At 69.4% G+C, this 25985-nt stretch carries 23 protein-coding genes; 13 read left to right on the forward strand and 10 right to left on the reverse strand.

Annotated elements, in window-relative coordinates:
* The first annotated feature begins 198 nt into the window (after positions 1 to 198).
* Complete coding sequence (locus ACQEVY_RS30375; protein ID WP_432952555.1) at positions 199 to 324, forward strand: hypothetical protein; 126 nt, start codon at positions 199 to 201, stop codon at positions 322 to 324.
* A 392-nt stretch (positions 325 to 716) separates the two neighbouring features.
* Here ACQEVY_RS30375 and ACQEVY_RS30380 read toward each other — a convergent pair whose 3' ends face one another.
* Positions 717 to 1268, reverse strand: coding sequence for an ATP-binding protein (locus ACQEVY_RS30380; RefSeq protein WP_432952557.1), 552 nt, complete (start codon positions 1266 to 1268; stop codon positions 717 to 719).
* A gap of 288 nt (positions 1269 to 1556) precedes the next feature.
* Here ACQEVY_RS30380 and ACQEVY_RS30385 point away from each other — a divergent pair, with 288 nt between their 5' ends.
* The 6 genes from ACQEVY_RS30385 (at position 1557) to ACQEVY_RS30410 (ending at position 8468) form a co-directional block, all read left to right on the forward strand.
* Positions 1557 to 2411 carry a helix-turn-helix domain-containing protein gene (locus ACQEVY_RS30385; protein WP_432952558.1) on the forward strand — a complete coding sequence of 285 codons (855 nt, stop codon included), beginning with the start codon at positions 1557 to 1559 and terminating at the stop codon, positions 2409 to 2411.
* A 13-nt stretch (positions 2412 to 2424) separates the two neighbouring features.
* Positions 2425 to 2622 (forward strand): DUF397 domain-containing protein, encoded by a 198-nt coding sequence (locus tag ACQEVY_RS30390; RefSeq protein WP_432952559.1) that lies wholly within the window; start codon positions 2425 to 2427, stop codon positions 2620 to 2622.
* Between the two features lie 614 nt (positions 2623 to 3236).
* Entirely contained in the window at positions 3237 to 3551 is a 315-nt protein-coding gene (locus tag ACQEVY_RS30395) for a hypothetical protein (RefSeq protein WP_432952560.1), read from the forward strand.
* Between the two features lie 691 nt (positions 3552 to 4242).
* Positions 4243 to 4866 (forward strand): LPXTG cell wall anchor domain-containing protein, encoded by a 624-nt coding sequence (locus ACQEVY_RS30400; RefSeq protein ID WP_432952562.1) that lies wholly within the window; start codon positions 4243 to 4245, stop codon positions 4864 to 4866.
* An 864-nt stretch (positions 4867 to 5730) separates the two neighbouring features.
* Positions 5731 to 6918 carry an LPXTG cell wall anchor domain-containing protein gene (locus ACQEVY_RS30405; RefSeq protein WP_432952563.1) on the forward strand — a complete coding sequence of 396 codons (1188 nt, stop codon included), beginning with the start codon at positions 5731 to 5733 and terminating at the stop codon, positions 6916 to 6918.
* Between the two features lie 233 nt (positions 6919 to 7151).
* Positions 7152 to 8468, forward strand: coding sequence for a glycoside hydrolase family 26 protein (locus tag ACQEVY_RS30410; protein ID WP_432952564.1), 1317 nt, complete (start codon positions 7152 to 7154; stop codon positions 8466 to 8468).
* Here ACQEVY_RS30410 and ACQEVY_RS30415 read toward each other — a convergent pair.
* The 8 genes from ACQEVY_RS30415 to ACQEVY_RS30450 all read right to left on the reverse strand — a co-directional run bounded on the left by ACQEVY_RS30415 (position 8465) and on the right by ACQEVY_RS30450 (position 18368).
* A complete protein-coding gene (locus ACQEVY_RS30415; protein ID WP_432952565.1) occupies positions 8465 to 9595 on the reverse strand; it encodes a GNAT family N-acetyltransferase in 1131 nt (376 codons plus the stop codon). The genes ACQEVY_RS30410 and ACQEVY_RS30415 overlap by 4 nt on opposite strands.
* Complete coding sequence (locus ACQEVY_RS30420) at positions 9592 to 10278, reverse strand: lipopolysaccharide biosynthesis protein (protein WP_432952566.1); 687 nt, start codon at positions 10276 to 10278, stop codon at positions 9592 to 9594. The genes ACQEVY_RS30415 and ACQEVY_RS30420 overlap by 4 nt, the downstream gene beginning before the upstream one ends.
* A 34-nt stretch (positions 10279 to 10312) precedes the next feature.
* Positions 10313 to 11440 carry a glycosyltransferase gene (locus ACQEVY_RS30425; RefSeq protein WP_432955475.1) on the reverse strand — a complete coding sequence of 376 codons (1128 nt, stop codon included), beginning with the start codon at positions 11438 to 11440 and terminating at the stop codon, positions 10313 to 10315.
* A gap of 18 nt (positions 11441 to 11458) precedes the next feature.
* The gene (locus ACQEVY_RS30430; protein ID WP_432952567.1) at positions 11459 to 12154 is read right to left on the reverse strand and encodes a polysaccharide deacetylase family protein; all 696 of its coding nucleotides are present in this window, start codon (positions 12152 to 12154) and stop codon (positions 11459 to 11461) included.
* A gap of 100 nt (positions 12155 to 12254) precedes the next feature.
* Positions 12255 to 14024, reverse strand: coding sequence for a murein biosynthesis integral membrane protein MurJ (gene murJ / locus ACQEVY_RS30435; RefSeq protein WP_432952568.1), 1770 nt, complete (start codon positions 14022 to 14024; stop codon positions 12255 to 12257).
* 154 nt (positions 14025 to 14178) lie between these two features.
* Positions 14179 to 15516, reverse strand: coding sequence for an O-antigen ligase family protein (locus ACQEVY_RS30440; RefSeq protein ID WP_432952569.1), 1338 nt, complete (start codon positions 15514 to 15516; stop codon positions 14179 to 14181).
* A gap of 6 nt (positions 15517 to 15522) precedes the next feature.
* Entirely contained in the window at positions 15523 to 17082 is a 1560-nt protein-coding gene (locus ACQEVY_RS30445; RefSeq protein WP_432952570.1) for a sugar transferase, read from the reverse strand.
* Positions 17079 to 18368: a glycosyltransferase gene (locus ACQEVY_RS30450; RefSeq protein ID WP_432952571.1), complete on the reverse strand. Its 1290-nt coding sequence runs from the start codon at positions 18366 to 18368 to the stop codon at positions 17079 to 17081. The genes ACQEVY_RS30445 and ACQEVY_RS30450 overlap by 4 nt, the downstream gene beginning before the upstream one ends.
* A 426-nt stretch (positions 18369 to 18794) precedes the next feature.
* Here ACQEVY_RS30450 and ACQEVY_RS30455 point away from each other — a divergent pair, with 426 nt between their 5' ends.
* The 5 genes from ACQEVY_RS30455 (at position 18795) to ACQEVY_RS30475 (ending at position 21850) form a co-directional block, all read left to right on the forward strand.
* Positions 18795 to 19436 (forward strand): hypothetical protein, encoded by a 642-nt coding sequence (locus ACQEVY_RS30455; RefSeq protein WP_432952572.1) that lies wholly within the window; start codon positions 18795 to 18797, stop codon positions 19434 to 19436.
* A gap of 317 nt (positions 19437 to 19753) precedes the next feature.
* Positions 19754 to 20008: a hypothetical protein gene (locus ACQEVY_RS30460; RefSeq protein WP_432952573.1), complete on the forward strand. Its 255-nt coding sequence runs from the start codon at positions 19754 to 19756 to the stop codon at positions 20006 to 20008.
* Positions 20009 to 20369: 361 nt separating this feature from the next.
* Complete coding sequence (locus ACQEVY_RS30465) at positions 20370 to 20756, forward strand: tyrosinase family oxidase copper chaperone (protein ID WP_432952574.1); 387 nt, start codon at positions 20370 to 20372, stop codon at positions 20754 to 20756.
* Positions 20740 to 21606, forward strand: a complete 867-nt coding sequence (locus ACQEVY_RS30470; protein WP_432952575.1) for a tyrosinase family protein — start codon at positions 20740 to 20742, stop codon at positions 21604 to 21606. Before ACQEVY_RS30465 ends, ACQEVY_RS30470 begins: the two co-directional genes overlap by 17 nt.
* Before the next feature lie 94 nt (positions 21607 to 21700).
* Complete coding sequence (locus ACQEVY_RS30475) at positions 21701 to 21850, forward strand: hypothetical protein (RefSeq protein ID WP_432952576.1); 150 nt, start codon at positions 21701 to 21703, stop codon at positions 21848 to 21850.
* Between the two features lie 22 nt (positions 21851 to 21872).
* Here ACQEVY_RS30475 and ACQEVY_RS30480 read toward each other — a convergent pair whose 3' ends face one another.
* Positions 21873 to 23693 (reverse strand): DUF4012 domain-containing protein, encoded by a 1821-nt coding sequence (locus ACQEVY_RS30480; protein WP_432952577.1) that lies wholly within the window; start codon positions 23691 to 23693, stop codon positions 21873 to 21875.
* A gap of 318 nt (positions 23694 to 24011) precedes the next feature.
* On the opposite strand from ACQEVY_RS30480, the gene ACQEVY_RS30485 reads away from it, so the two are divergent.
* Positions 24012 to 25496 carry a sugar transferase gene (locus ACQEVY_RS30485; protein WP_432952578.1) on the forward strand — a complete coding sequence of 495 codons (1485 nt, stop codon included), beginning with the start codon at positions 24012 to 24014 and terminating at the stop codon, positions 25494 to 25496.
* Positions 25497 to 25985: the final 489 nt, after the last annotated feature.

Genomic DNA, 25985 nt, shown 5'->3' on the forward strand with positions numbered 1-25985 from the left:
GCCACGGAGACGTCCTCGGGCGCTGCAGCCCGGACACGGCCCGCAAGCTGGCGGCGGCCCTGCGGGAGAACAGGCGGGTTTGAGCTGCTCGTCACCGCGCCTGTCACTCGAATGGCGGCTCCAACTAGTCCTGTACTCCATCCGGTCTGAAGATCGGAGGGACAGCGCGTTTCGCGTTGACAAAGCAAGGAGGGTGACATGCAAGACCTTATCGGCCTCGGCCTCGGCCTCGACCTCGTCGTCAGCGTCAGTGGCATCGTCGGCGACCTAGTCAGTGGCCTCGTCGGCGGCGTCAGTGGCATCGGCGGCATCGGCGGCCTCTAGGCAGCGGCCTTCGGACAAGTAGCTCCAGTGTGGCTCAGTGGTCGCAGGCGATCAGTGACCGACGGTTGAAGCCCATACGGGTGTTGATGCCAAGGTCATCGCCAGGACTGCTGGGCCACGGGCTTGCCGAGGCGGCCGTTGCGGCAGTGGTCAACCGAGGCGTTCTGTCGCGCTTCGAGCAGGCCGCTACGAGGGCGCCCTCGTCCGACAGTGGACTCCGTCTGCGAATCCGGCCGATGGGGCGCGGCCCCGGCAGGCATGCTGCGAATGGCGTGAACACTCTTCCGGAATGTGTTCACGCCATTCGCAGCTGGTGTCCCGGGCGGACGGGTCAGCCAACGGCTTCCGCTTGCGTGACGGGTCACCTCTGGACCCTTCCGGCCCACGTGGGGTCAGGCGGCCAGAGTCGGCGGCACCCGCTCCGGGAGGGAGAGCTCGAACCAGACGGTCTTGCCGCCCCGCTCGTACGGCCCATCTCCTATGGCGCACCCACCCCACCGGTCGGCCACCGTGTCGAGAATCAGCAACCCGCGCCCGGCGTCGGCGTGCGGCGGGGGTGCGACGGGCGGCGCGGGTGGGGGCAGGTCGGGGCTCATGTCCCAGACGGTGACGCGCAGTACGGGACAGAGCCACTGGAGCCGTACGGATGCGGGCCCCTTTGTGTGCCGAACCGAGTTGGTGGTCAGCTCGGAGGCCAACAGCTCAGCGCGGTCGGTGAGTTCGGCGAGACCGTGAGCGGAGAGTACGGCTCGAAGGGTGAGCCTGGCGATACTTGGGCCTCTCGGGTCACAGGGGAAGTGGAGTTCGTAGTGCCAGGGGGCGGCGAAGGGGAGGGGTGGCGGGTGCGGGAGGCCTCCGAGGGGATCGAGGGCGGTGATGAGAAGGGAATTCTGGTCGCCGTGGGGTGTGGTGGTTGGGTTCGGGCAGATGCGGTCGTTGTCCACGCGGCGCCTCCTGGGGGTGCGCAGTTGTGATGTGACAAGTGGGCGTGCGCCACGCGGTGTTGGGGCCATGGCCGGACGGTGTCTTTGCCGCGCAGCCTTGCGTCCCGGGTGGGCAAGGCTGCGCGGTGCGCTTCCGGTTCCGGCGGCGAACGGGTGGCACGGGTCACACCGTAGAGCACGAAAACTCACTAGTGAGCGCAACTTCCACTTTCTAGTGAACAGTTGAGGCACTCACTAGACGGCCAAGGTGTTCCTTGTCAGACTGCTCGCGCGCACGAGAGAGGACCCATGGCCCCACGAAACGCCCCGACGAACCGCAAGCGACGCCTGGCCACGGAGATGCGTCGCATGCGCGAGCAGGCAGACATTTCCATCCAGGAAGCCGCCTCGCTACTCGGCTCGGACCGGACGATGATCTCCAACATCGAAGCGGGACGTACTGGCCTCAGCGAGGAGCGGGTGCGGCAGATCGCCTGCCATTACAAGTGCCCTGATCCGGCACTGGTCGATGCTCTGGCCGTGATGGCGGGCCTCCGTCGGGCCAGCTACTGGTGGGACGAATATCGAGGCAAGCTCCCAGAAGGGCACCTTGAGGTCTCGGAGGTGGAGCATTTCGCCACCCGGATCCGCACAGCCCAGTCGATTCACCTGCCAGGCCTGCTCCAGACCGAGGATCATGCGCGAGCAATCTTCGAATACACCGTGCCGAAGCTGCGACGGCTGGACGTTGAGCTACGGGTCGAGCACCGCCTCAAGCGCCAGGACATCCTCAGCAGACCGAACCCGACGCCTTACGTCGGAATCATCCACGAGGCCGCCCTGCGCCTGGCGTTCGGCGGGCGCGATGTGGCCCGAGCCCAGCTCGAGTACCTCGCGGACGCAGCCGACCGCGCCAACGTGACGCTGCTCGTCATTCCGTTCAGCGCCGGAGCCTTCCACGGAGCCGGGCAATCGGTCCTGTACGCGGAGGGCCCGGTTCCGCAGTTGGACACGGTTCAGCTGGACACAGCGATGGGCGCGCATTTCGTGGATGCCCCGACCTCCCTGGCGAACTATCGTTCCCTACTGGACCTGATGGAGCAGTCGGCGCTGTCACCAGACGAGTCACAGAAGCTCATCCGCTCCATCGCGCGCGAACTGTGAGGGGACCAGGGACATGAGCGGGAACGAGTGGCAGCGATCGTCGTTCTGCGGGGGCGGCGGCAACAACTGCGTCGAAGTCGCCGCCACCAACAATGGCGTGGCACTCCGAGAAAGCGACATCCCGGAGGAGGTCCTGACGGCCGGCCGCTACGCGCTGTCCTCGCTCATACGAGGCGCGAAGGTGGGTGCGTTGCAGCACCCGCCTTCGTAACGCGTCCCCTCGGGCGCGCCGCGGGCACCCGCTCCTTGCCGATAAGCAGGTGTTGTCTTGCTCCTGGCGGGCGCGCCCGAGTGAGGGAACGGACCTTCTCCAGCAGCTTCGAGTTGAGGTGCAGGCCCGAACTGGTGGCGGCAATGCACCTTCCAATAGGCCCGTATCTTCCGGGAGTTGAGCTGCGGCATCGCGAACTCGGGGGCCACAGCGTCGAAGCGCAGCCGGAGCGCGAGATGTGGCCCGCCTGTAGTCCGGGCGTTCGCGCTCCGGCCGGTCGAATGTGCTCCTGTGGGAGTGCGGCCTGCGGGGCCGCGCATCGAGGCGTCTCGGTTCGACAGTAGGTCCCGGGAATGTGCCGTATCGGCGCCCATTCGGGCGTGGGTTCGGAATGCAACGATGGTTCAACTCTGCTTTGACGGTGTGTCGTTACTCCGTTTGAATTACCGATCCGGTGTGACCTGGGGATCCCTGTAATTCGTATCAACTGACGTACAGGGCCAAGCGGATGAAGTTCCGGGTCTAGGCCGCGCTCAAGTGGTGCGGGCTTCCCTGCCAAGGCAATATCGATTTCGTTCTTCCAAACGGAGAAGGACCGAGAAACGGAGATATCAATGCGCAAGAGCATGAAGCTGGGCGCCGCCTCGACCCTCGCTGCGGTCGCCCTCGTCGCGGGTTCTGCGTCGACTGCCAGCGCCGGCGACGACGACCGCAAGGACGGCTACATCTGTGGCAACACCTCGGCCCCGTCGGGCGCAGAAGGCGAAGGCGCCACCGCTGCAGGGCCGACGGGCTTCGGCCCGGCGACGGCCTGCCAGATCGGCGAGACCAACATTTACAACAACAACCAGAATGGCGCTGTGACGGGCACGTCCGCCGGTGCGAGCTTGACTGAAACGATCACCGACACGATCACCGACGCGGTCTGACGTCGGGGTTAAACGGAGCCCCTGACCCCGCGTTGTGACTGTTCAAGTCCTGTGCGGGTGGTCAGAGGCACCAAATCTCGATTCTCTTGGGGATCGTGACCCGACCTGAAAGCGTCTCTCCCTGGCAGGCGAATGGGGAAGCATCCTCATCCGCCGAGGGAGAGGCGCTTTCCCCTGTTCAGGGTTGGTGTTGATCACCGCAGAATCATCGCGCCGCAGGTAATCGCGCAGGTAGAGCACATCGGAGGGGACATGAGTGACGCGGTCGTCCTGCCGCGTTGTCCGGAAACGGGGAAGGCGTCGTTCCGGACTGAGGGCGAGGCTCGGGGGTGGATTGTCAGGCAGCCGTTGATCGAGAAGATTCCGGATCGGATCTATCGGTGTCCCGGGTGTCGGTACTGGCATTTCACTGGGTCGCATCATCTCACCAGTCAGAAGATCCAGCGGCGGCGGAACTATGGCAGGCGTGAAGCCACTCCCCGGCGCAGTCGCAGGAAGAGGGGGGGGAACTGACGAGAGAGCCAGTTCTTTCGGACTCATCGTGCCCATCGTGCCGCTGTCCAAAGAGCAGTTGAACGGCTGAGGCACAGGCCGGGATTGGGACCCTTCCTTCGGTTTCATGCCGGCTTCTCCCACTTGATCGAGCAGGAAGACAACCAGATTGCGACAGAACCTGAGCAGGGGAATGGTCGTGGCTGCTGCCGCGACGAGCATTCTGTCCCTGTACGGCACCCCGGTGTTCGCGGACTCGCGTTCCGAGGGAGGCCAAGGGGTATCGTCCGGCGCTCCGTCGGGCGGCGACGTTGAGGTTTCGGCTGACGTTGAGCCGGACGTCGACGGCGATTCCGTCGGTGTGAGTGCTGACGTCGACACGTCCGTCGAGTACGGCGACTACGCCTATGGCAGTGAGTTCGACTACGACGTCAGTTACAACCTTGGCGTCGATTACGGCGAAGAGAGCGGCTACGGCGGCGACGACGTCGGGTACGGGGACGATGGCGGCGAGGAGGACGGCGGTGACCCGTCCACGCCGCCCGAGGAGCCCTCGACTTCACCGCCCGCCTCCACGCCGCCGGAGTCGACGACGCCCATGTCGCCGCGGCCGGACACCCCGGTTGACGAGCCGCGGGCTGTCGAGCCCCCTGCCGGCCGGCCTCCGGCCGTTGAGGTTCCGGTGGGCGAGTCCTCGGTGGAGCCGCCCTCGCTCGCTGAGACCGGTGGTGGGGAGCAAGCGCTGCTGGCGGCGGGTGCCGCGTTGCTGCTGACGAGCGGGGTCGTCCTGTACCGGCGAGGTCGGGCCGCTTCGCTGCGGTAAGGAAGAACCGCGTGGGTGTGCTTCCCTCGGGGGCCGGACGGAGACTCGTCCGGCCCCCGAAGTCGTTCCCGGGTATCGGTCACTCGTGCGGGTGTCGGGGTGTGGCCATGTAGAGGAACTCCGCTGGTGGGCCAGCCGTGCGTATGACTCGATGTCAGGAGAGAGTGCGGGAGAAGTGGACGGCTGTGCAGTCGTTGCGGTCGTCGTTGATCGGCGGAGACGGGAGCGGCTATGGCCGCTCGGCAACGGCGCCTCAGACAATGGCCAGTATTTGCGGCGGCCGGGATTCTTGCGGCGGCTGCTCTGGTGGCGGGGCCTGGCCGCCCTGTGGGCAGCAGGGCGAACAAGGACGACAAGACGTCGGGGCCGACAGTCACCGGAGCAGTACCGGCTCCGCTCGTAACGCCTACCGCCTTCCCCGCCTTTGGCGCCTACGTCGACTACAGCCGGCGTGGTGTGGTGCGGTCGGACTGGTTCAGTCGGTGGCTTGGTGGATGATTTCGTGCCGATGCAGCATCGATTCCATATTTCTCGGCAGAGTAATGCGAGTCGAATCACGCTTCGGGGAAAATGTGGGTCATATGATCATCTTGCCACGTTGCCCGGAGACTGGGTAAGCATCGTTCCGTACTCAAGCGCTGACGTGATAGTCAGTCCTCTCGCCAACACGCGGGACACAGCCTGAAGGCTCGTGCGTGACTGACCTCGACGGTGCGATGCGACCTGTTGTATGCACTCATACTCGGTTCCGGCTGTGGCACCGGTCGGCCTGGGACCTGTTCGTTTGGATCCAGGATCGGTTTTCCTCTTTCTTCGAGCAGGAAGACAACGAGATTGCGAAAAAAACTGAGTAGGGGAATGGTCGTGGCTGCCGCCGCGACGAGCATCCTGCCCGTGTACGGCATCACGGCCTTCGCGGACTCGGACTCGCACTTCGAGGCATCCGCCAACGCCTGCGACAGGTCCATCGACGCCGCTGTCGCGACCGACCCGTCCTTCGGGACTTCCTGTACCAGTGGCCCGAACACGCGCGGATCGTCCAGCACCCCCAACGCTCCCGACCGCAACGATGGGCGCGAGCCCGTCGGCCACGACAGTGGCTACGCGGATGTCGATGAGGTCGGTTACGGAAGTGACAGCGGCTACGGCGACGACGCCGACTCCCGTCATGACGGAAGTTATGGCGATATCACCGACTCCCGTCATGACGGTGGGTATGGCGACGACGCCGATGACACCGGCACAGGTGGCAACTCCGGTTATGGCGAGGAGGCCGGCGCCGAGGACGACAGCGGCTACGGCGATGACACCGGTTATGGCGGGGATGCCGGCGTCGAGGACAGCGATGGCTACGGCGATGACACCGGTTATGGCGGGGATGCCGGCGTCGAGGACAGCGATGGCTACGGCGATGACACCGGTTATGGCGGGGACGTCGGCGTCGAGGACAGCGATGGCTACGGTGACGGCACCGGTTATGGCGGGGACGTCGGCGCCGAGGACGGTGGCGGCGGTTATGGCGATGGCGCCGACTCCCGTCATGACGGTGGGTATGGCGACGACGTCGATGACAACGGCACAGGTGGCGACTCCGGTTATGGCGAGGACGCCAGCGCCGAGGACAACAGCGGCTACGGCCACGAATCGGACACGCCGGAAGGCTATGGCGACACACCGGCCACTAATCCGCCCACGCACAGGCCGCCGACGACGAAGCCGCCCAAGTCGCCGTCGCCCACGCACAGGCCGCCGACGACGAAGCCGCCCAAGTTGCCGCCGCCCACGCACAGGCCTCCGACGACGAAGCCGCCCACGTGGTCGGCGCCACCCACCTACAGACCACCTACGGCGAAGCCGCCCACGTGGTCACCAGACACTCCTCCGCACACCGAGCCCCCGGCGAAGCCACCCGCCTCGCCTCCGACGAAGCCGCCCTCCCTTCCGGAGACCGGCGTTGGCAAGCAAGTGATTGCGGCTTCGGGTGCTTCCGCGCTGCTGCTGACGGGCGGCGTCATTCTGTACCGACGGGGTCGGGCCGCGTCGGTGCGGTAAGGAGGAGCCACGCGGGTGTGCTTCCTTCGGGGGCCGGGCGGAGACTCGTCCGGCCCCCGAAGTCGTGCCCGGGCAGCGGTCACTCGTGGGGGTGGTCGGGGTGTGGCCAAGTAGAGGAACTCCGCTGGCGGGACCGTCGTGCGTATGACTCGATGTCAGGAGTAATACGGCGAAAAGGGCGGCGGCTGTGCAGTCGTTGCGGTCGTCGTTGATCAGCGGAGACGGGAGCAGTTATGGCCGCTCGGCATCGGTGCCTCAGACGATGGCCCGTATTTGCGGCGGCCGGGATTCTTGCGGCGGCTGCTCTGTTGGCGGGGCCTGGTCGGCCTGGGGGCAGCGGGGTGGACAAGGATGACAAGACGCCGGGGCCTGTGGCGGCGCCGGGGCCAGGTCCGGTACCGGCGCCGACAGGTACCGGCACGACGCCGGCTCCGCTCGTAACGCCTACCTCGTTCCCCGCCTTTGGCGCCTATCTCGACTACAGCCGGCGTGGTGTGGTGCGGACGGACTGGTTCAGTCGGTGGCTTGGTGGGGCCGAACTGCGGGTGGGGCGTACGTATTTGCCTGGGGATCTTTGGAGCAATATCGAGGGGGCTCCTCGGTTTCTTGATGACTGGGCTGAGTGGCGGCGGGCGCGGGCTGATCGGATGCTCGTGCTCAATGTGCCGATGATGGAGCGGAACGAGGAGGGGGTGTCCGATTCTGAGGTGCGGGGGCTGCTGCGGCGGGGGGCTGCCGGGGAGTTTGATGTGCACTTTCGGCGGTTGGGTGAGCGGCTTGTGGGGTTGGGGGTGCCGGATACCGTGCTGGTGCTGGGGTGGGAGATGAACGGGATTACCTACACCCATCGGTGCGGGCCGGATCCTGAGGCCTGGAAGGCGTATTGGAATCGGATCGTCGGGGCCATGCGGTCGGTGCCTGGGCAGGCGTTTCGGTTTGACTTCACGCCTAGTCGGGGGCGGGATGCCGTTCCGTGGACCGAGTGTTATCCGGGGGACGCGAGCGTCGACATCATCGGGATGGACAGTTACGACCAGCCGCGGGGGATGGCGTTCGACGAGCAGGTTTCGGAGCCGTACGGGCTGCAGGACCATGTGGACTTCGCCCGGGAGCATGGGAAGCCCATCTCGTATCCGGAGTGGGGGCTGTTCCGCAACGGGGACAATCCGGAGTACATGCGGCGCATGCTGGCCTGGATGGATCAGCACCGGCCGGTGTACAACACGCTCACCGACTACTGCCCGCACGGGGTGTGGCAGTGCGGGCAGAATCCGCGGGCGGCCGAGGTGTATCGGGCTGTGCTTTACGGGCGTACCGAGACCGGGGACGGGACCGGGACAGGAACCGGGGCGGAGACCGTGCCTCCTAAGCCGTTGCCCGTTCCGACGCCGGTACCCACCCCCGTTCCGACGCCTGAGTCTCAGCCCATTCCCGAGCCCCAACCCTCCCCGGGCTGCCGGTCGTTGGATCTGGGCGACTGGATCGAGTACTGGATCGGTGGGGAGCCCTGCATCCGTGATGACTGGTTCGGCGACTGGTGGCCGTTTTAGTTGGTGACCGCAACCGCTCCCTTCCGGCCGCGTACGAGTTCCCGGGCCCGGGCGCGCGCGTAAGCCTCGCAGGCCACCGCCGAGAGCAGGGGGGCCGTGCGGCGGCGGGCCAGGAGGAGGTGCTGGTTGATCACCGTGTCGGGGCGCCAGCGGAATTTGTACGGTTCGGTGCCGCGTAGCAGGCTCAGGATCTGGCGGTCGGCCTGAGATACGCGCGAGGCGCAGGCGTGGAGCAGCATGGTGGCGATGTCCGCCTTCCATTCGCGTAGGCGGGGATGGGCGCCGTAGAGGTAGTTGCCGGCCAGGCGGCGTGCCAGCAGGGTGACGTCTACGGCCAGTACGTCGGTGCCGGCCCGGAATTCGGTCACCACTGCGTCGCCGGAGCGGACCAGGGGGACGAGTGAGCGGGTCAGGTGGTCGTGGAAGCGGGGTTTCAGGTGTTCGGGGGTCACCTTGCGGTGCTGCCACTGGAGGCGGTGGAGGTCCAGCAGGGTGCGGATGGTTGAGGGCACCTCTTCGGGGTGGACGAAGCGGTGTTCGATGCCTAGTTCGGTGAGTTTGCGGATCTTGGACTGGACGCGGCGGGCCCGGCCGGGCGGCATGCGGGTGAGTAGCTCGTTGAGGGGGCTGGCGGGTAGTTCCAGGCATACCGAGTCGGGCGTTTGGAGGCGGGGGCCGGGCCAGTGTGCGTACACCTGCTCCACTGCGCTGCCGGGGCGGACCTCGCGGATGTCGATCAGGGCGGTGCGGGCGGCCGACCAGAGGGTTTGGGTGAGGGTGGCTGCGGCGCTGTCGGCGTGGTCGTCGTCGAGGAGTACGTCGCTGTAGTCGGAGATCGCGCCGCCCAGCGGGACCAGGCGGGGCAGGAGGCCGCCGGTGCGCATCAGGGGTGCGGCTGCCCGGAGTTCGCCGTCGTTGTCGCGTACCAGTGTCAGCCGCAGGCGGCCCGGGGTGCCGTACGACATCCACCATGAGTGCAGCCAGGCGTGGCTCTGGAACGGGGTGGCCGCGCTGCATCGGCGGTACAGGCGTTCCCAGGCGGGGGCCAGGGCGGTGAACTCGCGCTCTTCGGTGCACAGTTCGGCTCGCAGGGTGCCGGCGCCTGACTGCGCCGCTACCGCGCTCACAGTTGTCCGTGGGCGTCGGCGGCCGTGGCCGGGCCGGGTACGACGGCCGGGCTCGTGCCGTCGGGGGTGGTGGGGCGTGGGCGGGCCAGTAGGGCGAGGCCGGCCAGCAGGCCGCCGGCGCTTGCGCCTACCAAGGCGGTCAGGGCCGGGGATGCCGAGGAGGGTTGGGTTGGCTGGATGGCCCGGGAGAACTGGCGGAGTTCGATGTGCGTGGCGTCCTTGGTGTGGGTGGCGTGGCGGGTCATCGCGCCGGTGACCGCGTTGGCCATGTCGGCGGCCAGGTCGGGGCGGGCGGATGTGGCGGTTACGGCGACCATGGGCGCGTCCGGGGAGGTCGCCGACCGTACGCTCTCGAGGAGTGTCGGGACCGGTACGCCCGCCCACACCTGGGCGTCGCCCAGCACTGCGAGTTGGGTGGCGACGCGGCCGTAGGCCTGGGCGAAGCCGAGTGCGGCCTGGGGGTCGGACTTCGCGGTCGGTACGGCGACTACGTAGGCCGAGGCCGAGTAGGCGGGTGGCGTGAGGGCGCCGTATGCGCCTCCCGCCAGGGCGCCGGTGAGGGTGCCTGCCGCGAGCAGGGACCAGGGGGGCAGGGCGCGCAGGCGTCGCAGTGCCGCGCGCAGTCGGCGGGGTGGGGCTGTCGGGGTGGCGGGGGTGGCCGGGGAGTCGGTCTTGGTGGTCATCAGGGGAGTGCTCCGGGGGTTACGGGTCCGAGGGTTACGGGGATGAGACGGCGGCCGCGTATACGTCCATGAGGCGTGCCGCGGTGTGCGTGATGCAGTAGTGGCGGGCGGCGGCGGGGGGTCGGCGCGAACCGCTGTTGCCGGGCTGGGCTCGGGTCTTGGCCAGGGCGTGGGCGAAGGCGTCCGCGCCGCCGCTTACCCGGTGGGCGCCGGCGGCGAGGCGTGGCGGGAGGTCTTCGACGGCGGGGCAGCAGGCGTACAGGACCGGCAGGCCTGCTGCCAGGCCTTCCACGACGGCCAGGCCGAAGGACTCCTCGGCGCTCGGGGAGGCGAGGACGTCCATCGCCGAGGTCAGCGAGGGCAGGTCCAGGCGGTCACGGGTGCCGTCGGGCTCGTACGGCTGCTCGCCCGTGAAGAGGACGCGGTCGGTCACCCCGGCCCGTTGGGCGGCGCGTCGCAGCACGCTCTCCTCGGGGCCGCTGCCGACCAGCAACAGCACGTAATCGCGGGGGAGTTGGGCGAGGGCTTCGATCAGGACGCTGAAGCGTTTGCTCGCGGCGAGGCGGCCGATGCCGCCGATGACGTACGCGTCCTTCGGCAGCCCGAGGCGGCGGCGGGTGCGTGCGCGGCGGGACGGGTCGAAGCGGAAGCGGGCCAGGTCGATGCCGTTGGGGACGACCTCGATGCGCGGCTCGGGGACGCCCCAGCCGCGGAGGCGGTCGGCGACCGTGGGGGAGACGGCGACCGTGGCGCGGCCCAGACGTTCGCTGGCCAGGTACAGCGCGCGCATTCCGGAGGTCAGGGCACGGCCCTCCAACTGGGTGCCGCCGAGGGAGTGTTCGGTGGCCACCACGGCCCGTACGCCTGCCAGGCGGGCGGCGAGCCTGCCGTATACGCAGGCCCGGTAGAGGTGGGTGTGGACGAGGTCGTAGCCGCCGTGGCGGATCAGGCGGGCGAGGCGGGGGAGGGCGGACAGGTCGCGGTTGCCGGACATGCCGAGGTGGACGACGCGTACGCCGTCCGCCGTCAGGCCGTCGGCTACCGGGCCGGGGTTGGTGAGCGTCACTACGTCGCAGTCGACGGGCAAGTGGCGTAGGAGCAGGCGGAGTTGCTGTTCCGCGCCGCCTACGCCGAGGCCGGTGATGATGTGCAGGGCCTTCAAGTCGGGCATGGCGGGGGCTCACACGCCGTCGACGGGGCGGCGGTGCAGGCGGTGCAGGTGGCGCTTGAGGTGCAGTCGCCAGGCTGTGTCGCGCTCGCCGATGTGGACGCGGGGGAGGGCGTACGGGCCGGTCAGGTCGCCGGGGGTGGTGGCGGTTGCGCAGGCGTAGCTGTAGCCCGCCTCGCGTACGGCTTCGACGGTTCGGTGGTCGGCTTGGCCGTACGGGTAGCAGAAGCCGTGGATGTGGGCACCGGTCACGTCGTAGAGCAGTGCTCTGCTGTCGCTCACCTCGGCTCGGAGCCGTGCGTCGTCGGTGCGGGTCAGGTCCCTGTGCGTGAGGCCGTGCGAGCCGATCTCGATGCCTGCGGCGGCGGCCTGGCGGATGCCGTCCGCCGACAGCAGTGGCTTGCGTGGGCCGAGGGGGTCCCAGGCGTTGTCGCCGCCCAGCCTGCCCGGCAGTACGAACAGGGTGGCGCCGAAGGCGTGGCGGTGCAGCAGCGGCAGGGCGTGCGTGACGAAGTCGGCGTAGCCGTCGTCGAAGGTCAGGCCCACCAGGTGCTGGCCCTCACCGCGGGCGCGGGCGGCGAGCAGTTCGTGCACGCCGACGCCGCGCAGGCCTCGGCGGCGGAGCCAGGTGAGCTGGCGGTCGAGGCGGTGGGGCGAGACGGTGACGCGGTACGGGTCGTGGGAGCAGTCGTCCACGGAGTGGTACATCGCCACCCAGGGGGGTCGGCCGGGTCTGCGCTGGGGCGCGAGGTCGGGAGGGGGCGCGGTTGGCGCGGTTGATGTAGTTCGCGCGGTTGAAGGGTCGTGGTCAGCGGATACGGGCATACGGGAGCCTCCGGGTGACGGTGCGGATCGTGGGGGCGAGGCCCTGCCCGCCCGGTAGCCCGGCGAGCAGGAGGAAGACGACGGTGACGGCTGTGCCGCCGACGGTGAGCCCGAGGGTGGGGGAGCCGATGAGGCTCGCGGTGAACCAGCCCACCGCGCAGGCGGCCAGTGCCGCGCGCAGTGGTTTGCCCATCGCGGCCAGCACCGGGCGGGTGCGGATCGGTACGGCGCGCTTTCCCATGCCGTACAGGAGGATCAGGGCGGTGAGGCTGATGCCGGCCGCGTTGGCGGCGGCGATGCCGAGCACGCCCCACGGGCCGACTGCCCATGCACCGGCACCCGCGGTCGTGGCGATACCGGCGGTCATGGCGGCCACCGGGTACCAGGTGGGCCGGCCTGCCGAGAAGTACGAGCGGACGAGGGCGCCCACGAGTGCGTGGCCGAGCAGCCCGAGCGCGTACACCCGCATGACGGCTGCCGTGGCCGCCGTGTCCTGTGCCGTGAACGCGCCCCGCTGGAACAGGAGTTGGATGAGCTGCGGGGCGCAGGCGACGACGGCTGCGGTGCCGAGCAGGACGACGTACGACACCGCCGCGAGGTCGCGTTCGACGCGGTCGCGGGCCCGCTCGGTGTCGCCCTCGGCCAGTGCCTGTGAGACGACGGGGAAGGTGACCGTGCACAGCATCAGGGCGAGCACCATCGGCAACTGGGCCACTTTTTGGGCGTAGTTGAGGTGCGAGATGGTGCCGGCGGGGAGGGGGGAGGCCAGGTAGCGCTCGATGAGGACCTGGGACTGGCGGCAGAGGGCGAAGAGGAGGACGGTGAGGAAGAGGGCGAGGTTGAGGGCGTGGCGGTCGGTTGACGGATGCCCTGGGGGCGCGGGTGCCATCGCGTTCGTCGTCGTGTGCGGCGCGCCCATTGCGGTCGGCTCGAGGGACGCCTGACGGCGGTGCAACTGCCGTAGCAGGGAGGGCAGTTGGGTGGCGATCATGAGTACGCCGCCCAGCGCGACGCCGATCGCCGCCGCTCGTACGCCCCAGCGGCCGCCGAGGACGAACATCGCCGTGATGATGGCGGTGTTGTAGGCGACGTAGATGGCTGCGGGCGCGACGAAGCGGCGGTGTGCGCGTAGGGCGGCGCTGCAGTAGCCGGCGAGGCCGAAGGTCAGGACGCAGGTGCCGGTCAGCCGGGTGCAGTCCACCGCGAGCCGGGGGTCCGGGAGCCCTGGCGCCAGCAGCTCGACCAGGTACGGGCCTCCCCAGATGAGCAGCGCCGACGCCACGGTGAACGCCAGCGTCAGGCGGGGCAGTGTGCGGCGGACCAGGGCGCGTACTGGGTCGCCGGGGTCGCCCGGGTTGCCTGTGCCGCCGTGGACGCGACTGGCGCGGCGGGCCACGACCGCGCTGAACGCCGGTACGAGCGCGAAGGCCAGCCCGTCCTCGATGAGCAGGGTCGCCGCGAACTCCGGCACCGTCCACGCGACCAGGAAGGCGTCCGTATCGCTCCCGGCTCCGAAGAGATGCGCCAGCGCCTGGTCCCGGCCGAGGCCGAGCAGGGCTCCGGCCAGGGAGAGGAGGACGGTGATGAAGGCGGCCCTGGCGAGGAAGCCTTGCGAGACGAAGGTGGTTTTGGTGCCCGGGTCGGGGTCGGGGGCGTTTGTGTGGGGGCCCGCCACCGTGGGTTCCGGGGCTTCCGTGCCGGGGGCAGGCGTGGTGGCCGTGGCGTTTCCGGCCGGCGGAGGGGGGACGGTCATCGTGGGGCCGCCTCCTCGGAGGGCTCGGAGACGGCCGGTTGGGGGCGGCCCTGCAAGCGGCCTTGGCGGAGTCCGCTGTGGTGCCGCGCCCTGTGAGGGGGGCGGGGCTGTGGCGTATGTGCCGCGCCGTTGCGGGGGCGACCGGCCCGCGGCCTCATGACCGCACCTCCAGCGGAGCGCTCAGCGCCCACCACGCCGTCAGGCCCAGGCTGATGGCGGTCAGGACGGTCGTGGGGCCGCCGATATCGGCGTACGCGAAGTTGATCAGCTGCCAGATCAGCAGGCCGCAGGCGATGAGCCCGCAGTCGAGGGACGATTCCGGCGTCGGGGCGTTGCCGGGGTCCCGCGCTCTGCGGGCGCGGGTCAGTCTCCGCAGCCCCAGCACCAGCAGCGCCAGCCAGCTTCCGGCGAGCGTCAGCAGCCCGATGATGCCCTGTTCGCTGAGTACCAGCAGGTACATGTTGTGCGGGGACAGCAGTGGCTGTTTCCGGTACTCCGTGCCCGCGCCCTCGATGTCGCTGCCCGACGACAGCGCCAGTGAGGCGTGACCGTCGCGGTGTTCGGGGAAGCCCTTGAAGCCGACGCCCGTGAGCGGCTGTTCGCGCCACATGCCGGCCGCCGCCGCCCACATGGTGTACCGGTCGGTGACCGACTGGTCCGGAGCGTCGCCGACCTGGCCGATGCTGCTGACCCGCTCCTGCAACAGCGTGGACCCGACGCCGAACCCGCCGACGAGGATCACGGTCACCGCGGCCACGACCGCACCCGCCGCAACCGCCCGCCGCAGTCCCGCGAGCACCAACTGCGCCCCGCACGCGACGGCCGTCGCGATCCACGCACCCCGGCTGAAGGACACGGCCAGCGGCACGACGAGCAGCACCGTGCACACCAAGGCCCACACCCGCTGTCGTACGGACCCTGCCGCCAGCGCCAGTCCCACCGCGCACACCAGCCCGAAGGACACCACGGTCGCCATCCCCATGACGTCCGCCGGGCCGAAGGTGCCGACCGCCCGGATCTCCTGGCCCATGTACGAGGCGCCGGTCCCGGTCGCGTACTGGTGCACCCCTACGGCCCCCTGCCACACCGCGAGCGCCACCACCGACCAGGCCAGCAGCCGTACGTCGCGCCGGTCGCGGACGAGGAGGAGGACGGCGGCCGGTACGAGCACGAAGATCTGCAGCCAGCGCGCGAAGCCGGTGAGCGCCGCGCCGGGCGTGATGGCCCCGGCCGCCGCCACCGCGAAACCGGCCACGGGCAGGCCGAGTACGACTACCGCGGTACGGGACAGGGGGCGCCGCCGCTGCCGCAGCAGACGGATCGCGCAGCACAGGACCACGACACCGGAGGCGGCGTCGGCGAGGCTCGCGCCGCCTTCGCTGCCCGGTGCGACGGGCAGGGCGAGCAGGGCGATCACCGCGAGTACGGGGAGGATGGGCAGTACGGGGGTCAGTGCGCGCGCGGCAGGCAGGACGGCGTATGCGTGGCTCACCGGTGGTCAGCTCCCCGTGGGGCGCACGAGTGCGGCGGCCGTGCGCAGCAGGATGCAGATGTCCTGCCACAGCGACCAGTCGTCGATGTATGCGTTGTCGAAGCGGGCGCGGTCCTCGATGGAGGTGTCGCCGCGCAGCCCCTGGACCTGGGCGAGCCCGGTGATGCCGGTCCGCATACGGTGGCGGGCCGCGTAACCGGGATAGGTGCGGCTGAACCCGGCGACGAAGTACGGGCGTTCGGGGCGCGGCCCGACCAGGCTCATATCGCCTCGGAATACGTTCCACAGTTGGGGTAGCTCGTCGAGCGAGGTGCGGCGCAGGAAACGGCAGAACCGGCTCATGTCCCGCTCACCCGCCACACTCCAGCGGGTGGCGGCCTCGTGCTCGTCGGCCGGGCGATGGGTGCGGAACTTCAGCAGCGTGAAGGGGAGTCCGTCCTGGCCGACGCGCTCCTGACGGAAGACGACGCCCGGGCCTTCGCTGAGCCGCAGCACCAGCGCGCAGGCCAGCAGTACCGGGGCGGCGAGCAGGAGCAGCATCCCGGATACCAGCACGTCGAGGGCGCGCTTGGCGGGGCTTTCGGGGCGTCGGCCGACTTCGAGGCGGCGGCAGGAGAAGCCGGCGATGCGTTCGCGTGGGGTGCGGGTGCGGGGGGAGGGCAGGTAGCCGGTGCGTGCGTGTGCCGTGCTGCCGGGCTCGTCGTGTGGGGCGATGCCCTTGCCCGGCACGGCTCCTGACGGGTCGTAGGCTGCGCGGCTGGTCTCCTCGTACGCGGGGCTCGCGACCGGGTCGTACGCCGGTACGTCCGCGTCGACCTCCCACAGCGCACAGCCGCCCTCAGCCAACTCCCTTACCAGCAGCCCGTGTTCACCGACGGGCCCGACGAGGAGCACGGCCCGTACGCCGTTCTGGACGACGGCCCGCTGGACCTCCTCGTCCGTGCTGAGCACCGGCAGGCCCGTACCGCCGGCAGGGTCGTCGGCGAGGACGCCCACCGGTCTGAGGCCGCACTCCGGGCGGCGCAGGAAGGCGGCGGCCACGCGCTGGGCGGTGGCGGCCGGGCCTACGACGAGGGCGGCGGCGGGGTTGCGGACCAGCATCCGGCGGCGGCGCCAGTGCACCAGGCCGCGGCCCGCGCAGCTCGCCGCGGTCTGCAGGGCGCAGCCGGTCAGCAGCGTACGGACAGAGGGGGCGTGGGCCGGGGAGAGGGCCGCGACCAGTGCGGCGAGGGCGCACCAGCTCACCGTGATCCGGGCGCAGAGGGCGGGGAGTTCGTCCAGGACGGCGGGTACGGCGGGCGGGCGGTACAGCGCGGCCAGCGCGTTCAGCCAGAGGACGGCGAGCAGCAGGGGTGCGGCCAGCAGGGGGTGGGGGAGGGCCGGGGCGGCGGTGAGCGCGGCCGTCGCGTCCACGAGGAGCAGGGGCAGTGCCGGGGCGGGGCGTGCCGCGGACCGCTGTCTCGCGGGAAACCCGCGGGCCCCGCGTGGGGGGAGGAGCGGTGCGGGCAGGAATCCCCGCTGCGGTTGCTGGGCTGCGAGGGGAGAGACGGTGCGTTCGACGGTCACGAGCGGATGGACTCCCTGCACTCGATGGGTTCCTGGGGCACCGGGCGCCCGGAGCCGAGGAGTTCGCGGTAGAGGGCCGCGACCGCCTCGGCCGAGTGCCGCACGTCGTGCGCGGCCAGTACGTGGCAGCGCCCCTGGCGGCCGAGCGACTCGCGCAGCGGCGGGTCGAGCAGCAGCCCGGTGAGCGCGTCGGCCAGCGGTCCCGGCAGGCCGGGCGGTACGAGGCAGTGCGCCCGGTGACCAGGCGGCAGACTCTCGCGCGCCCCCGCCACGTCTGTGACCACCACGGGCCGCCCGCACGCCATCGCCTCCAACGGCGCCAGCGCCATGCCCTCCCAACGGGACGGCAGCACCACCAGATCGGCGGCTTGGTACCAGGGCAGGGCGTCGGTCACGGCACCGGCGAACAGCACGCCTTCGGGCGCGCGGTCCCGCAGTCGCTCCTCGTCCGGCCCGTCCCCGACAAGCGCCAGCCGGGCTCCGGGCACGTGTTGGAGCACCGAGGGCCACGCGTGGAGCAGTACGTCCTGGCCCTTCTGGCGACAGAGGCGTCCTACGCAGACGACCAGCGGGGCGGACGGATCGAGGGCGGGGAGCGGCGGCGGGGCGACTCGTACGGGGTCCGTTCGTACGGGGTCCGTTTTTACGGGGGCATCGGCTCCGGCTCGTACGAGGGTGTCGGCGGCGTGGGCTCGTACGGGCGCGTCGGCGGCGGGGTGGAAGCGCCGCGGGTCGACGCCGTTGGGGATCACTCGCCAAGTGGCTTGGACTCCGGCCCGTACGCCTCGTGTGCGCTCTGCCTCGCTGACGCACACCACTCGGGCGGCCCACCGTGCCGCCCAGCGCTCCCACGCCAGGGCCGCCGTCGCCGTGAGCCCGCCGACCGCCTCGAACGACCAGGCGTGCGGCTGGAAAACCGTCGGGATCCGCCCCCTGACCGCCAGCCGGGCGGCGAGCCCGGCCTTGGCGCTGTGCGCGTGCAGTACGTCGGGCCGGACCTCGTCGACGATGCGGGCGAGCCGGTGTACCTCAGCGGGAAGCGACCGCCCGGGCGCGCGGGTCGCGGGCCAGTGTCGTACGTCCGCGCCGAGTGCCCGGAGCGTCTGGGCGAGGCCGCTGTCGGGGCACGCGACCGTCACGTGGAAACCGGTCGCGCGCTGGGCCCGGACCAGCTCGGTGACGACGTTAGCGACGCCGCCGTCCACCGGCTGGGTGACGTGGAGGATGCGCGGCGGAGCCCCCTGCCGCGTCGCGTCGCGCAACGATCCGGCGGACCGGCTGACCATCACCGTGTGCGTCGGCCCGAGGGGCGGCCGTTCCGCCCTGATGGGCCGTGGAACGGGCGGACCCCCGTGCGAGTCGCAGTGGAAAGACCCCGGGCATGACGCATGACCGGCGTTGCCCTTTCGCGAGAACGTCAAATGCGGCTGACGGGGCGTCACTCTATCCCCTCAAACCCCACATATCGGGCAAGAGTGACGAACCGCTTAAATCACTCGCCTCGTGTCGGTGGCCGCTCGGCCGGTGTCGCCGGGATGCTGCGCCGAACGGGGTGGGGTGTCCGGAGGGGTTCGACAGGGGCGCTCACCAGCGGTGATGCATGGTCAGGAGAGGGCGAGGTGTCACGCTGTGCGCCCGCTCGGTTGCAGGGTGTGGCCACCGGTTTAAGGGTGGCCACAAGGACCCCACGCACCCTTGCGAAAGGAACCTCCATGCCTGCTCTTTCGGCACGGCGCATCGCGACCTCCGCACTCTGCGCCACGTTTCTGATCGGTGTCGCAGCTCCAACCACCCTGGCCGCCGATGAGGCGCGGGAACGTACGCGGGAGTCGAAGTCGGCTCCCGCCGCCGACGTAGCCACCCTCCAGGCCCAGGTCAGGCAGTTGAGCACCATCAGCTCCGTGGCGGCCCCGGTCACCGAGCTTCAGAACGCCGCGCTCAAGGCCCAGACCGAGAACTCCCAGCTCTCCACCGCGGAGGTGACGAGACTCGGCGAGGCCGCCAAGGCCGCCATCGACGCGGCGGCCGCGAACACGGCGGCCCCGACGACTCCCTCGACGCCGGGCGTGACGACTCCCACCGCGCCCCTGGCTCCTGTGACACCGGCCGATTCGGCGGCGTCGGCCGCGAACCCGGTGCCCCCCATTTCGACCCCCATTTCGGATGCGCTCACCGCGCTGCGGAACGCCGTGGACGCCCTGATCACCGCCATCCAGTCCGCTGCCGACACCATCGGCGCAGCCCTCGAAGCCGTGTCGGACAGCCTCACGGACCTCATCGAGGCCCTCCTGCCGCCCATCAACCCCGAGCCGCCCGTCAACGGCCTCGTGCCGCCCAACCCCGTCCTGCCCTAGGACCAGCCTTCCTGAGAACGGGAGTTGTGCCTGAGGCGAAGCAGGCACAGCTCGGCCCGGACGCCGTACCGAACCTGTGGCCCTGTCACGGATCGGTACGGCGTCCGTTGCTGCGGCCGGGCGCATGTGCCCCGCCTTCACAGTCGCGTTCATAAGAGGATGAGAAACGCGGATAAGACGCGCCCTTCATTCGGGTGACCTTTTCTTCGGCGGGCCGGAAATTTCGGTGTTCGGGGTTTCCGCGGCGTCCCGGCCTCGTTGGATTCGGTGAAGCAATTCCCGCTGGCGACTTACGGGTTGCCGAAGAAAGGAACACGATGAAGTCTCTGAAGGCTGCCGCCATCGTTGCCGGATCCCTTGTCGTGGCCGGTCTCGCCACTCCCGCTGTCGCCGCTGACGCCTCGGGGAGCGGGTCCGCCGGCCTCAGTGGAAAGGTCGGCAACCTGGCTCAGGAGGTCAAGGCGCCGGGGCTGGACGCTCCGAAGATGCTCGACTCGGAGAAGGGACTGCTGCCCAAGGCCGTCGAGAAGACGACGGGCGTCGTGAAGGGTGACGCGCGACTGGTGCGCTGAGAACCCGTGCAGAACCGGGAGCTGAGCTGAGCGGTTCGGGCGCACATTCGTCTCCGGCCTTCGCTCGGATTTCGTCTCCGGCTCCGGCTCCTTTTCGGATCTGCATATCGGGTGCTTATTGACCGTCCGTCCCCGGGCTCCTTGGGCCGATTCCGCGTGCGTGCGGGATCGGCCCTTCGGTCGTGTTCGGCGTGTTCAGTGTGTTTCCGGGTTCAGCGTGTTCGTGGGTTCAGCGCAGGAGCGAGGAGGAGGCAGACCGTTGGCGAGCAGCAGACGAGTGAGGTTTTCGCCGGTACGTGGTGCGGCTGGGGCCGTGGGGCGGCGGCGAATGTTGCGGGGTGCGTTCGCGGTGGTGGCCGGGATGGCGTCCGCGCCGTTCGTGGTGGGGTCGAGAGCGGCCGGGGCGCAGGAGACGCGGTTCGAGGAGACGTATCGCGGGCGCCGGATCGTCGGCGTCAGGCATGACGACGGGCGGTCCGGGGGCAGCTCAGATGGCGGCAGCTGGCATGTGGCCGTCGACGGGCGGCCGCTGCATTTGATGCCACGGGCGGACGGCAGCTGGGTGAGCATGGTCGACCACTACCAGTCGTACGCGACTCCGCTCGCCGCCGCCCGCGCGGCCGTCGACGAACTGGGGCCGAGCGCGCGGCTGGGGGCGCCGGATGGCGCGCCGGGTGACACGAGCGGCCGTACGCACGGCTGTGGCAACGGAACCGAGGGGGAGCACCGCTGTGGTGTACACGCGTAAGGACGTCAGCAAGCTCACCAAGTCCGAGCGGCGGCGGTTTGTCGAGGCGTTGCTCGAGGTGAAGCGCCGGGGCGAGTACGACCAGTTCGTGCGTACGCATATCGAGTACTACCGCTCCGACGGCGAGCCCGGGCTGCGCGTCGCCCATATGGCCCCCTCCTTCCTGCCCTGGCACCGCCGGTTCCTGCTGGACCTGGAGGAGGCGCTGCGGCGCGTGGACGACTCGGTGACCGTGCCGTACTGGGACTGGACGCGTAACCGCGGCACCACGTCCGTACCGTGGACCGAGGACCTGCTCGGCGGGACCGGGCGGAAGTCCGACCGGCAGGTCATGAACGGGCCCTTCGCCTATCGCAACGGCGAGTGGACCATCGAGGTGGGGATCACCGACACCGAGTTCCTCACGCGTGACCTGGGCCGGTGGCGGGACCCGATCGCGCTGCCCACGGCCGCGGATGTGGACCGGGCCCTCAAGGACCCGGTCTACGACGCGGCCCCCTGGGACTCCACGTCCGCCAAGGGGTTCCGCAACAAGCTGGAGGGGTGGGGGCCGGGGCGGGGTGCCGTTTCGTGGCGTACGCACAACCGGGTGCACCGTTGGGTCGGCGGCCACATGCTCGGCGGCGCTTCCGTGAACGATCCCGTCTTCTGGCTGCACCACGCCTTCGTCGACCTCCTCTGGTCCCGCTGGCAGCGGCGCCACCCGGGCGCCCGCTATCTCCCCGCCAAGCCGCTCGCCCGGGGCGACGCACAGCGCGGCCGGGTCGCCGCACGGCATGAGCGGATGCCGCCGTGGGACGTGACGCCGGGCGAGGTGGAGGACCAGAGTGGGATCTATCGGTACGCGTAGGCCGCACGGGCCGGGTAACGGGTGAGCTGCGTACGCGCGGCACGCAGGAGCCGGGGACGAGTATGCGCCTTCTGCCGTGGTCCTCGGTGGCCACGTGGGCGGTGACGGGAGCGGGGAGCGTCGGCTGCTGCTGCGGGGCGCCGATGTGCCGCAGACCGGGGGCGGGCCGGGCGGGCGTCCGACGGGCACCGCGATGGTTCCGTGGCCAGAAAGCGCTGCCGCGCACCTCGACCACCTGGCCTGAAGGGGCGCATCGCCACCGATGGTCAGCCGTCACACGGACCGTACGGCCGCACTGTGGTGTGGAGCGGACGAACCAGCGGCTGACGCAGCACGGTCGGGGCAAGGTCGCTGCGCGGCTCCAGCAGGTGCAGCACCAGGGTGCGGGTGGAGCCCACAGGAAGCTCCAGATCTAGGGTGTAGACCGGATGCCCACGCTCGGCACCGTGATGGAGCAGCGCAGGCTGACCGTCCAGCGTAGCCTTGGTCAACCCGGACTGCTCACTGGCGAAGTACGACACCAGCAGCCGGTTGTCGCCCGGCTGGGTCGGGTAGGGCGGCTTGTCCGTCCGCTGGGTGACATACAAGGGCAGCCCCGAGGCCGGTGCCCGATTGGCCAGGCGTACGGTCACGGTGATCTCACGGCCTTCCGCTGTGCAGCGGCCCGGTTCCCACACCAGGTGGCGGTCCAGGTAATAGTCCAGTTTGTTGCCCGCCGCATTGGTCACCACCAGCCCGGCGAGCGGCGCGGGCCCATCCGGCAGGGCACCGCCGAAAGGACGCTCCCGCACTTCACGCTGTTCGTCGGGGTGGGCGCTCCACACCTTGATCCGCCCCTCACTCAGTTGCTGCCGCAGGGCCGTGAACAGCGCCGGGCGGCGCGCCGGATCGTCCACGGCTCCCGTCAGCCGAGCGGCGACGGCACGCGCGACATCGAGGAAGAACGCCTTGCGCTCCGGGATGTCCTCGTATGCCGCATAGCTGGTGCGCAGAGTGAGCTCCACCACGTTGGCAGCGGTCACGGCGGTCCCGTCGGTCAGCGAGGCCGATCCGGATGCCGCGAGCAGAGCGGACAGCGCACCGGGATCGAGCGAGAACGCACCGTCCAATCGCTGGCCGGTGTGCGCGCGCCAGGCGGCGGCCCAGATGCGAGCGGCGTACGGGAAGTGCGGACTCAGATTCGTGTTGACCCACATCCTGGTCGGAGCGCTGTGGCCATAGAGCCTGGCGTACTCGTCCGGCAGGTCGACCGCGGCTTGGATGTTGGACACTTCGGTGTCATTGCCGAAGTCCTCGAAGCGCAGTCGGCCCCCCTGCGCGGTGAGCACCGCGAACGCCCCGGGAAGCCCGCCGGTGCCCCGGGCCTCGGCGGTGTTCTCGAACACAACCAGATAACGCCTCGGCCCATCCGCTCCGAGCATGGGTGGAATCACCCGGGCCGCCATGGCGGCATCGTCTGTGGCGGTGCTGATCGGGCCGAGTTGCTCCGCGAGCCGGGCTCGGGCGGTGTCGGCGGCCGGCAGCCACGTACCGCGCGGCAACGCTTCGACTTCCGTCCGCACATCCGAGGCGCTGCGCGCGGCCCGCTCCAGAAGGGGAGCCGAGCGCCGCAACACGGCGAGGTCGAGGTGTCCGCTGTCGCTTCCTGCGGCGACCCCCAGGCGGGTGGCAGTACGTGCCAGCGGAGGAAACACCTCGTGGGTCAGCCGGTCGGATGCTTCGGCGACACCACGCGCGGTCCGCAGCGGTCCTCCGAGGAGAGGCAGGTGGGCCGCGGAGTACCAGGCCGGCCCGGTGGTGAGGCGGTGCGCCCGGGCAGCATGTCTCGCGGCACGGTGCACGGCGGCCTCATCAGTACGCAGGCGCTGGGCAGAACCCCGTGTCGGGTCAGCGGCGACCTGCCCCCGCAGCGTCTCCAAACTCCGTTGGGCAGCAAGCAACTCGCTGCGCGCGAGCACACCGGTGACGACGATCCAGCCGGCACCCGCCAACAGCAGGCCGATGACGGTGCACACGGGCAGCAGGACGCGGCGATCGCGCAGCAGGCGGACGACAGTACGGAGATCTGGGCTCTTCGGACGCGGCATTCTTACAGGCTGGCCCTAGTAGGCGCCGCTTCCGTGCGGCACGGCGGGCAAAGCGCGGAAGGATCGCCAAGTCCAGCCGGACGGACCACGTGTCAACGTATTCCAGGTCCAGACGCAGGCGTCCCCCGGGCAAAAGACACTCTGGCTAGGGTCATTTCACCTGTCTGCAGCAAGAGTACCGGGCGTGCCGGATTGTGGCCAGGGTCACATTGGTGAGATCGTCAAAGCGTCATATGTAATCAAAGAACCGTCAAAACGGTATATTTAAGCAAAGATTGGTATAAATTCCCTCAGGTAAACGAAAGGACCGGGGGTACCATGCTCGAGCAGGTCCTGGGTCCGATCTCGGCTCAACGGTACGCCGTCACGGCGACCGCCCCGCCCAGTTGGCGCAGGCCCTACACGAGGCTCCTCGCCCTCGGCGACCTCGCGGTGCTTCTGGTGGTGCTGGGAATCGTCAGAGCAGCACGGTTCGGCCTGGCGTCAGATGTACGTGCCGATGCTCCCTTCTCTCCGTCGTACGACATCCTTGGTGTCGTCATGGCGATCGTGTGGTGGCTGACACTCAACGCCTTCCGGAGCCTGAGCCCACGCGTCATCGGTTATGGGACCGAGGAGTACCTCCGCGTCATCCGCGCTACTTGGGCAGCATTCGCGTTGATGGCCGTCTTGGCCGTGGCGCTCAAGGTCGACACCTCCCGTCTCTACCTGGCAGCTGCCTTCCCGTTGGGGCTGCTGAGCCTGCTGCTCTGGCGGAGGGTTGCCCGGGTACAGCTGCACCGCCACCGAGCCGCAGGGCGTGCGCTGTCCAACGTCCTGGTCATCGGCGGCCGCGAGTCAGCATGCAGGGTCGCTGCCTCGCTTGCTGGAGTTCCGCAGTCGGGCTACCGCGTCACCGGTGTATGGGTGCCCGACGGTGAAGGCATTGACGAGCCGGTCACGGACAGAGGAATCGCGGTCCTCGACCGTAGCCACACATTGCAGGAGATGCTTAGGCTGACCGGCGCGAACGCGGTGATGGTGACCGATACCGAAAACCTCGGCCCAGACGGCCTTCGCGAACTCGCCTGGGGGCTCGAGGGCACCGGCATCGAGCTGATGCTGTCGCCGAATGTCGTCAACGTGGACGGCTCGCGCCTCCACCTACACGAGATCTCCGGCCTGCCGATCCTTCATCTCGACGAACCCCAATATGCCGGCGCGTCGCGCCTCGCGAAGACACTGTTCGATCGAGTCGGCGCTTCGGTGCTCTTCCTTATCTTGAGCCCGGTCCTGATGGTGTGTGCAGCACTGGTCAAGCTCACCAGCGAAGGCCCGGCCTTCTACGTCCAGGACCGCATCGGGCGGGACGGCAGGCCCTTCCGGATGATCAAGTTTCGCTCCATGCGGGTCGGTGCGGACGCCGAGTTGGCCGCGCTGGTCGCAACAGAGGGCAAGAGCATCGCTGAGCTCCCTAAGCCGGCCGATGATCCGCGGGTTACCGCGGTCGGTCGGGTGATGCGTCGCTACTCCCTCGACGAACTGCCGCAGCTCTTCAACGTACTCAAGGGCGACATAAGCCTGGTCGGCCCGCGCCCGCAGCGACACTTCGAGGTGGAGCGCTACGACCACGTGGCCACCCGCCGGCTCACCGTCCGCCCCGGCATGACCGGCCTCTGGCAGGTCTCCGGCCGCTCGAACCTGGACTTCACGCAAGCAATCCGACTGGACATCCACTATGTCGAGAACTGGTCGCTAACGGGTGACCTCATCATCCTCTGGCGCACCTTCAGGGCTGTCATGGCTTCGGACGGAGCGTACTGAGTGGAGCCGCTTCTTCCCGATTTCGACATCTGAACCCACGGCCAGGCAACCCGCTGTCACCGGGCAACGCTCGTGACCGTCGGCTACAACAGTTCTTCGCCGCTAACCGAGTCCCGCTGGTAGGTGCGGGTGATCGCCGGGCCAGGTCCACAGGTGGTAGCGGACGGCAGTCAGACGCCTCCCGGCCGCAAGACGCGCATAGTGCCTTCGCCGGTAGCGACTTGAAGGAGTACCCGGCGTACTACGCCGGTGCCGCCAAAGAATAATGGGGAAGATATTGCGAGTGCCAATGTCTGATTAATCCCCAGTACGTACGAGGCGACTAATCTCTCCGGGCCTGAGGCGATGACGCGCTGCTGTTGCGCGCGGCGACACGTCGTGGACTAATTTTTTGTGGGACGTTGTGGCTGAATCGCCCTATCTTCTTCATTTCTGGCCATGACGTCGTTCGCGGTTAACGGCAGCTGTGCAATATTCAACTAGGCCGTG

This window comes from Streptomyces sp. CA-288835 (genome assembly GCF_050936385.1).
Lineage (GTDB): Bacteria > Actinomycetota > Actinomycetes > Streptomycetales > Streptomycetaceae > Streptomyces.

Excerpts from the sequence above, each read along its gene's own strand:
- ACQEVY_RS30420 (WP_432952566.1), bottom strand. The coding sequence starts at position 10,278 with ATGACCACCAAGACCGACTCCCCGGCCACCCCCGCCACCCCGACAGCC.
- ACQEVY_RS30385 (WP_432952558.1), top strand. The coding sequence starts at position 1,557 with ATGGCCCCACGAAACGCCCCGACGAACCGCAAGCGACGCCTGGCCACG.
- ACQEVY_RS30390 (WP_432952559.1), top strand. The coding sequence starts at position 2,425 with ATGAGCGGGAACGAGTGGCAGCGATCGTCGTTCTGCGGGGGCGGCGGC.
- ACQEVY_RS30485 (WP_432952578.1), top strand. The coding sequence starts at position 24,012 with ATGCTCGAGCAGGTCCTGGGTCCGATCTCGGCTCAACGGTACGCCGTC.
- ACQEVY_RS30460 (WP_432952573.1), top strand. The coding sequence starts at position 19,754 with ATGAAGTCTCTGAAGGCTGCCGCCATCGTTGCCGGATCCCTTGTCGTG.
- ACQEVY_RS30455 (WP_432952572.1), top strand. The coding sequence starts at position 18,795 with ATGCCTGCTCTTTCGGCACGGCGCATCGCGACCTCCGCACTCTGCGCC.
- ACQEVY_RS30430 (WP_432952567.1), bottom strand. The coding sequence starts at position 12,154 with ATGTACCACTCCGTGGACGACTGCTCCCACGACCCGTACCGCGTCACC.
- ACQEVY_RS30375 (WP_432952555.1), top strand. The coding sequence starts at position 199 with ATGCAAGACCTTATCGGCCTCGGCCTCGGCCTCGACCTCGTCGTCAGC.
- ACQEVY_RS30480 (WP_432952577.1), bottom strand. The coding sequence starts at position 23,693 with ATGCCGCGTCCGAAGAGCCCAGATCTCCGTACTGTCGTCCGCCTGCTG.
- ACQEVY_RS30450 (WP_432952571.1), bottom strand. The coding sequence starts at position 18,368 with ATGGTCAGCCGGTCCGCCGGATCGTTGCGCGACGCGACGCGGCAGGGG.
- ACQEVY_RS30395 (WP_432952560.1), top strand. The coding sequence starts at position 3,237 with ATGCGCAAGAGCATGAAGCTGGGCGCCGCCTCGACCCTCGCTGCGGTC.
- murJ (WP_432952568.1), bottom strand. The coding sequence starts at position 14,024 with ATGACCGTCCCCCCTCCGCCGGCCGGAAACGCCACGGCCACCACGCCT.
- ACQEVY_RS30465 (WP_432952574.1), top strand. The coding sequence starts at position 20,370 with ATGGCGTCCGCGCCGTTCGTGGTGGGGTCGAGAGCGGCCGGGGCGCAG.
- ACQEVY_RS30410 (WP_432952564.1), top strand. The coding sequence starts at position 7,152 with ATGGCCGCTCGGCATCGGTGCCTCAGACGATGGCCCGTATTTGCGGCG.